Raw genomic sequence first — 7,229 nt, forward strand, 5'->3', positions numbered from 1 at the left:
GGTGGGGAAGACTCGGGAAAACCCGGGGGTGGGTGTGTGAGAAAGGTAGTTGTGTTGTCTTCCGGAAGGTGCTGGGGATGAGTGTGGGCGACCGGCGGCCGATCCTGTTTGTGAGCAGGCCGGAGAGTGGGCTGCTCAATCCGATGCTGGTGCTCGCCGGTGAGCTGGTCGACCGGGGGGTGCCGGAGGTCTGGTACGCCACGGACGAGTCGCGGCGGGCGCAGATCGAGGAGCGGGGGCTGAAGTTCGTCTCGCTCGGGGCGGGGCCGCCGGAGCTGTCGCTGTCCACAATGGACGATGCGGCGTACGCGCGGTTCGCCAGCCGGTCGAAGTTCGTCTCGCACCGGGAATCGTTGCAGATGGTCATGCAGCCGAAGTTGATGGCTGAGGAGTATCGGCGGCTCACCGCTGCGGTGGATGAGCTGAAGCCCGCGTTGATGGTGATCGAGAGTGCGAGTGGGTTCGCGCATGCTCTTGCCATCGCGCGCAAGATCCCGTTTGTGGCCACGTTGCCGTTCCTGCCCAGTCACTCCTACGCCTCGTGGGTGCCGTTGATGGCGAAGTCGCACCTGCCGAAGCACTTCCCGCGGCCCAACACCGGGTTGCCGTTCCCGATGAACCCGGTGCAGAAGCTGAAGAACATGCTGTTTGGGTTGCGGACGTTGGCGATGTACATGGGCAAGAAGATGCGGCCGCATCTGACGGAGTACGTGAAGCTTCAGCAGGAGGCGGGGATCCGGCGGGAGGACACCCGGGCGGATGGGCAGGTCACCGAGTCGAAGTTCGTGATGGCGTTCTCCGTCGCTGAGGTGGACTTTCCGTTCCCGCGGCCGGCGGGATTGCGGTTGACGGGGGCGATGGTGCCGCCGTTGCCGGAGGCGCCGGGGGCGAATCCGGTGAGCGAGTGGCTGGACGCGCACGAGTCGGTGGTCTACATCGGACTGGGCACCTTGCAGCGGCTCAATCGGGCTGAGGTGGCCGGGATCGTGGAGGTCGCTCGGAAGCTCAATGGGCGGCACCATGTGTTGTGGAACTTGCCCAAGGAGCGGCATGAGTTGTTGCCGCCGGCGGCTGAGTTGCCGCCGAACCTGCGGGTGGAGTCTTGGTTGCCGTCGCAGTTTGATGTGCTGGCGCACCCGAGTGTCAAGGTGTTCTTCACGCACGCCGGCAGCAATGGGTTCCACGAGAGCCTCTACTTCGGCAAGCCGATGGTGACGCGGCCGATGTTCGCCGACTGTCACGATATCGCCCGGCGCGGTGAGTCCTTCGGGCTGAGCCTGACGGTCAACCGGCCGCACCTGATCGAACCCGAGGACATCGCCGCCAAACTGACCAGGGTGCTCACCGAGCCCTCCTTCCGGCAGGCCGCGGAACGCATTGCCGCGATCCAGCAGGCCGCGGGTGGCCGGGAACGCGGCGCGGACCTGATCATGGAACTGGTCAACGGCGAACTGGCACCGGCGCCGCAGGCCCTGCGGTCCCCCCACTGATCGCCCGGCCGAGGAGACCAGCGATGGAGTACACCACCCTGGGGCGGACCGCGTTGCGGGTCAGCCCGATCTGCTTCGGCACGCTGAATCTCGGCGTGCGCACCACCGAGCAGGAGGCGGTGGACCTGCTGGACCTGGCGCTGGAGCGCGGGGTCAACTTCCTCGACACCGCCAACCTCTACGGCTGGCAGAAACACAAGGGCTACACCGAGGAACTGCTCGGCGACTACTTCGCCCTCGGCGGGCTGCGCCGGGAGAAGGTGGTGCTCTCCACCAAGGTCGGCAACCCGATGACCGACCTGCCCAACGATTCCGGGCTGTCCGCGCGCAACATCATCGCCTCCTGCGAAGCCTCGCTCAAGCGGCTGCGCACCGATTGGATCGACGTGCTGTTCATGCACCACATCGACCGGTCCGCGCCCTGGGAGGAGGTGTGGCAGGCAATGGAACACCTGGTGGGGCAAGGGAAAATCCGCTACGTCGGCTCCTCCAACTTCGCCGGCTGGCACCTGGTGGAGGCCCAGGCCAGTGCCAGGGAACGGAATTTCCTCGGCCTGGTCGCGGAAAGCTGCGTGTACAACCTGGTCACCAGGGCGGTGGAACTGGAGCTGATCCCGGCCGCGCAGAAGTACGGGCTGGCCGTGCTGCCCTGGTCGCCACTGCACGGCGGGCTGCTCTCCGGCGCGCTGCGCAAGCTGGCCGAGGGCTCGGCGGTCAAGACCGCGCAGGGCCGGGCACAGGTGGCCATGCCCAAGCACGGCGACGCGATCGCCAGCTACGAGAAGCTGTGCGAGAGCCACGGACTGGACCCGGCCGAGGTCGGCATGGCCTGGGTGATGAACCAGCCGGGGGTGACCGCCCCGGTGATCGGACCGCGCACCGCCGAGCAGTTGATCGGCGCGCTCAACGCGATGGAGCTGGAACTCCCGGCGCCGTTGCTGGAAGAGCTGGAACTGATCTTCCCGCCCGTCGGCAACGGCGGACCCGGGCCCGAAGCCTGGGCCTGGTAAGTCTACTTAGGACGGAGTTCGGCTGTGCGGGTACTTTTTGTCAGCTTCCCGGCTGCGGCGCACGTCTACCCGATGGTGCCGCTGGCCTGGTCGTTGCAGGCCCAGTGCCACGAGGTGCGGGTGGCGGTGCATCCGTCGATGGCGCACGAGGTCGGCCAGAGCGGCCTGCCCGCGATCGCCTTCGGCTCCTGCGACAACGAGCGCATGCAGGCCATGCTGGAGTTCAACGCGAACCTGCACGACCTGGAGGACCTGGACAACGATCTGGCCATCCGCGGCGAGGAGGACGAGCCGTGGCACAAGGCGTGGCTGACCCTGGTCGGCGCGTTGTCCTTGCACACGCCCGATCTGCCTGAGCTGGTCGCGCTGTGCCGGGACTGGAAACCGGATCTGGTGCTGTGGGACCCGCTGTGCATCCAGGCCGCGGTGGCCGCCGAGGCCACCGGCATCCCGCACGCGCGGCTGTTGTGGGGCCAGGACAATGTGGGCTGGCTGTGGGAGCGCTACTCCCGCCGCGAGCCCACCGGCGACATGATCATCGAGGGCTCGCTGGACTGGATGATGGCCCCGATGCTGGAGCCCTACGGCCTGGAGTTCAGCGAAACCCAGATCCTCGGCCAGTCCAGCATCGACCAGCGGCCCGCCGGCTGGCGGATCCCCACCGGCATCGACTACCTGCCCATGCGCTGGGCGCCCTACAACGGCGGCGCGGTCGCCCAGTCCTGGGTGACCACCCCGCCGCCGCGGCCGCGGGTGGTGATGACCTTCGGCACCTCCGGGCGTGGCCGATTGTTGTTCCACGTCAGCGGATCCAGCTTCGAGGACACCGTGCGCACGCTGTGCGAGCTGGACATCGAGCTGGTGGTCACCCTGGACAAGACCAAGCCGATCGAGAACCCGCCGGAGAACCTGCGGATCATCGACTACGTGCCGTTGAGCCAGATCCTGCCGACCTGCGCGGTGATCATCAACCACGCGGGCGAGGGCTCGGTGATGACCGCGGGCGTGCACGAGGTGCCGCAGCTGCTCTGCCCGGTGCCCAACTGGGGTGAGCACAACGTGGCGCGCGGAGTGGCCGCCACCGGCAACGGGCTGGTGCTCGCCGCCGAGGACTTCACCCCGGAGAAGGCCAAGGCCGCGCTGTCCCGGCTGCTCACCGAACCGGAGTTCCGCGCGGGCGCGGCCCGCTTCCGGCGGGAGCTGGACACCCTGCCTTTCCCCGCTGAGCTGATCCCACTGCTGACCGAGCGCGTCCGCGCGCACCAGGGCGGCGGGGCGCCCGGACGACCTGACACGGAGAGATGACCTATGGGCACCGAGTACGGACACCGCCAGGCAGCGATCTACGACGTGGTCTACGGCACCCGCAACGGCAAGGACTGGGGCGCCGAGGCCGAGATGCTGGCCACCAGGATCAAGACGTTGAAGCCGGGCGCCAGCTCGGTGCTGGATGTCGCCTGCGGCACCGGCAACCACCTGGTCACTATGGCCCAGCACTTCGAGGTCGCCGACGGCGTGGAGCTGTCCGCCGGGATGTGCGAGGTGGCCAGGACCAAGCTGCCCGCGGCGGACATCGTCGAGGCGGACATGCGCGAGTTCGACCTCGGCAAGCGCTACGACGCGATCACCTGCATGTGTTACAGCATCGCGTATCCGACCTCGGTGGGTGAGTTGAAGACGGTGCTGAGCCGGATGGCCGCGCACCTCAACCCCGGCGGCGTGGTCATCGTGGAGCCGTGGTGGACGCCGGAGACCTTCCTGCCCGGCTACTTCGCCGCCTCGGCCTACCAGGACAGCGAGCAGGCCATCACCCGCGTTTCGCACACCGTCAAGGACGGCAACACCAGCCGGATGACCATCCACTACACGGTGGCCGACCACACCGGCGTGGAGAGCTTCACCGAGCTGGACGTGCTGTCGCTGTTCCACATCAGCGAGTACACCGACGCCTTCGAGTCCGCCGGCCTGACCGTCCAGTACCACCCGGGCCCCCCGACCGGCCGGGGCCTGTTCGTCGCCACCGCGCCGAACTGACCCCACCCCGCCCCGAGTTGGCCCAAGTCGTACGCCAAGTTGGGCAAAGTGGGCGTACCAGTTGGGCAAACTCGTCGTCTAGGTAGGAGGGGCCTGATGGCCAAGATCAATGTGTTCCAGCCTTCGCTTGGGGCGGAGGAGGCGGCGGCGGTCGCTGAGGTGTTCGAGAGCAACTGGCTCGGCTACGGGGCGCGGGCGGCGGCCTTCGAAGCCGAGTTCGCCGCGCATCTCGACGTGCCCGCTGAGCAGGTCTTCCACATCAACAGCGCTACCTCCGGGCTGTTCCTGGCCATCGAACTGCTCGGGCTGGGTCCCGGTGACGACGTGGTGCTGCCCTCGGCCCACTTCGTCGCCGCGGGCAACGCGGTCGCCGCTTCTGGGGCCCGGCCGGTGTTCTGCGATGTGGACCCGGCCACGATGAACCCCAGCGCCGAGCACATCGCCGCGGCGCTGACCCCGGCTACCAAAGCGGTGCTCACCCTGCACTTCGGCGGCCAGCCCGGCGATATCGAGGCGGTCGCCAAGCTGTGCCGGGAGCGGGAGATCACCCTGATCGAGGACGCCGCCTGCGCGGTCGCCTCCACTGTGGACGGACGAGCCTGCGGGACCTTCGGCGATATCGCGGTGTGGAGCTTCGACGCGATGAAGATCCTGGTCACCGGCGACGGCGGCATGTTCTACGCGCGCGACCCCGAGGTGGCGGCCAGGGCCAAGCGGCTGGCCTACTTCGGGCTGGGCAAATCGGCCAGCGGCTTCGTCAAGTCCAAGGCCCGCGCCCAGCGCTGGTGGGACCTGGAGATCGAGGAGTTCGGCCGCCGGATCATGGGCAACGACATCACCGGCGCGATCGGCAGCGTGCAGCTGGCCAAACTGCCGGGGTTCGTCGGGCGCAGGCTGGAGATCGCCGCGGCCTACGACCGGCTGCTGGCCGACGTGCCGGGCGTGACCACCCCGCCGCCGCTGCCCACCGGACACCGCAGTTCGGGCTACTTCTACTGGATCCAGTGCGAGACCGCGCTACGCGACCGCATCGCCGCCGACCTCCTCGCGGCCGGCGTGTACACCACTTTCCGCTACCCGCCGCTGCACCGGGTGCCCATCTACGGCGCGGTGGACGCCGACCTGCCCGGCACCGAACTGGCCGCGGAGACCACCATCCTGCTACCCCTGCACCAGTCCATCACCGACGAGGACGTCGCCCAGGTAGTGGCCTCGGTGCAGGCCAGCGTGGCCGCCCTAACCCCGGTCCCCACCCCCTGAAGCCCCACACCGTGTTGGCCGTTGTCGTACGGCGTGTTGGCCGTTCTGGACGGTGTGTTGGCCGAACTGGTACGCCCAGGACCAGCCTGGGCGTACCAGTTCGGCCAAGACTGGGTACGACAACGGCCAACACGCCGGTGGGTTCTAGCTTCTCCGTCCCGACACTAAGGATTTCCGCTTCGCAGCTACGTGAGACTCGGTGTACCGGTCCCAGAGCAACCGCCCCGGGAAGAAAGGTTTCACCTTGTCAAAGCAGCCAGTTGACCTGGAATCCCTCCGTGTCCCCGCACTGACCGACAACCCGGTCATGCTCGCCATGCTGGCGGAGAAGCCGCTGTGGCGGGTTCGCACGTCCACCGGCGATCACGCCTGGCTGGTGCTGGGGTTCGAGGAAATCCGCGCGCTGCTCGTGGACAGAAGGATTGGCCGCACGCACCCGGATCCGCGCAACGCGCCCCGGGTTTACGACAACTCCATGCTGGAAATGGCCGCGACCGAAGTCGGTGACATGGACCCGAGGGAGGTCCACGCCGAGGTCCGCGGGCTGGTGGCGCCCTACTTCTCGCGCAAGCGAATGGTGACGCTGCGGCCCCGGGTGCAGGCCGTGGTCGATGAGGCGATCGATCGGATGCTCAGCCAGGGTCACCCGGTGGACCTGCGCGCTGAGTTCGCCATGCCGGTGCCAGGTCTGGTGCTGTTCGAGCTGATCGGCGTGCCCGTGGACGCCAGGACGAAACTGCTCGAACTGCTCGATGTCATGCACCGCATGGACGCCACCGAAGAGGACCGGATGGCGGCGTTGTCCTTCCTGGCCGAACTGGCCGCGGAGAAGCGCCGAAATCCGGGCGATGACTTCCTCTCGGCGCTCAGCGACCGGGTGGACGACTGGAACCTCGCTTCGCTGGCGATCATGCTGATCTTCGCCGGTCACGGCAGCACCTCGGCCGCCGTGGTGAACGGAACACTGCGCCTGCTGACTCGTCCGGACCTCCGCGAGGAACTGATGAGCAAGCCGGAGCTGATGGCCACCGCCATCGAGGAACTACTGCGCACCAACAACGTCGGCGGTCTCTGGCTGCCGCACTACGCGCAGGAGGACATCGAGATCGCCGGGGAGACCATTCGCGGCGGCGACCTCGTGTTGCCGGACTTCGGTGTCGGCAACTTCGACCCGAGCGCGTTCCCGGACGCCGAGCGGATCGACCTCCGGCGAAATCCCAATCAGCACCTGACGTTCGCGCACGGGGCGTGGCACTGCGTCGGGGCTCCGCTGGTGCGGATGGAGCTGGACGTCATCTTCACCACCTTGTTCACCCGGATTCCGACCTTGCGACTCGACGCGGAGCTACAAGAGGTGCTGGGCGTGGGCGCGGACGACGATCGGTTCGCCGTGAGCGTCGATTCGCTGCCTGTGGCCTGGTAGCTCACCGAGTCC

6 protein-coding genes are annotated in these 7,229 nt (G+C 67.8%); all 6 read left to right on the forward strand.

Features of this window, described 5'->3' with window-relative positions:
• Positions 1–77 precede the first annotated feature (77 nt).
• The 6 genes from MZC64_RS28320 to MZC64_RS28345 all read left to right on the forward strand — a co-directional run bounded on the left by MZC64_RS28320 (position 78) and on the right by MZC64_RS28345 (position 7,217).
• On the forward strand, positions 78–1,490 hold the full coding sequence (locus MZC64_RS28320) for a glycosyltransferase (RefSeq protein ID WP_247761713.1): 1,413 nt from the start codon (positions 78–80) through the stop codon (positions 1,488–1,490).
• 23 nt (positions 1,491–1,513) lie between these two features.
• Positions 1,514–2,500 carry an aldo/keto reductase gene (locus MZC64_RS28325; protein WP_247761712.1) on the forward strand — a complete coding sequence of 329 codons (987 nt, stop codon included), beginning with the start codon at positions 1,514–1,516 and terminating at the stop codon, positions 2,498–2,500.
• A gap of 24 nt (positions 2,501–2,524) precedes the next feature.
• A complete protein-coding gene (locus MZC64_RS48850) occupies positions 2,525–3,805 on the forward strand; it encodes a nucleotide disphospho-sugar-binding domain-containing protein (RefSeq protein WP_247761711.1) in 1,281 nt (426 codons plus the stop codon).
• 3 nt (positions 3,806–3,808) lie between these two features.
• Entirely contained in the window at positions 3,809–4,534 is a 726-nt protein-coding gene (locus MZC64_RS28335; RefSeq protein WP_247761710.1) for a trans-aconitate 2-methyltransferase, read from the forward strand.
• Between the two features lie 96 nt (positions 4,535–4,630).
• Positions 4,631–5,794 carry a DegT/DnrJ/EryC1/StrS family aminotransferase gene (locus MZC64_RS28340; RefSeq protein ID WP_247761709.1) on the forward strand — a complete coding sequence of 388 codons (1,164 nt, stop codon included), beginning with the start codon at positions 4,631–4,633 and terminating at the stop codon, positions 5,792–5,794.
• 244 nt (positions 5,795–6,038) lie between these two features.
• A complete protein-coding gene (locus MZC64_RS28345) occupies positions 6,039–7,217 on the forward strand; it encodes a cytochrome P450 (protein WP_247761708.1) in 1,179 nt (392 codons plus the stop codon).
• The last annotated feature ends 12 nt before the right edge of the window (positions 7,218–7,229 follow it).

It is taken from the genome of Crossiella sp. S99.2 (assembly GCF_023094165.1).
Lineage (GTDB): Bacteria > Actinomycetota > Actinomycetes > Mycobacteriales > Pseudonocardiaceae > Crossiella.

Bases quoted from the DNA above. Each gene is read 5' to 3' on its own strand.
- MZC64_RS28325 (WP_247761712.1), top strand. From the start codon at position 1,514: ATGGAGTACACCACCCTGGGGCGGACCGCGTTGCGGGTCAGCCCGATC.
- MZC64_RS28320 (WP_247761713.1), top strand. From the start codon at position 78: ATGAGTGTGGGCGACCGGCGGCCGATCCTGTTTGTGAGCAGGCCGGAG.
- MZC64_RS28335 (WP_247761710.1), top strand. From the start codon at position 3,809: ATGGGCACCGAGTACGGACACCGCCAGGCAGCGATCTACGACGTGGTC.
- MZC64_RS28340 (WP_247761709.1), top strand. From the start codon at position 4,631: ATGGCCAAGATCAATGTGTTCCAGCCTTCGCTTGGGGCGGAGGAGGCG.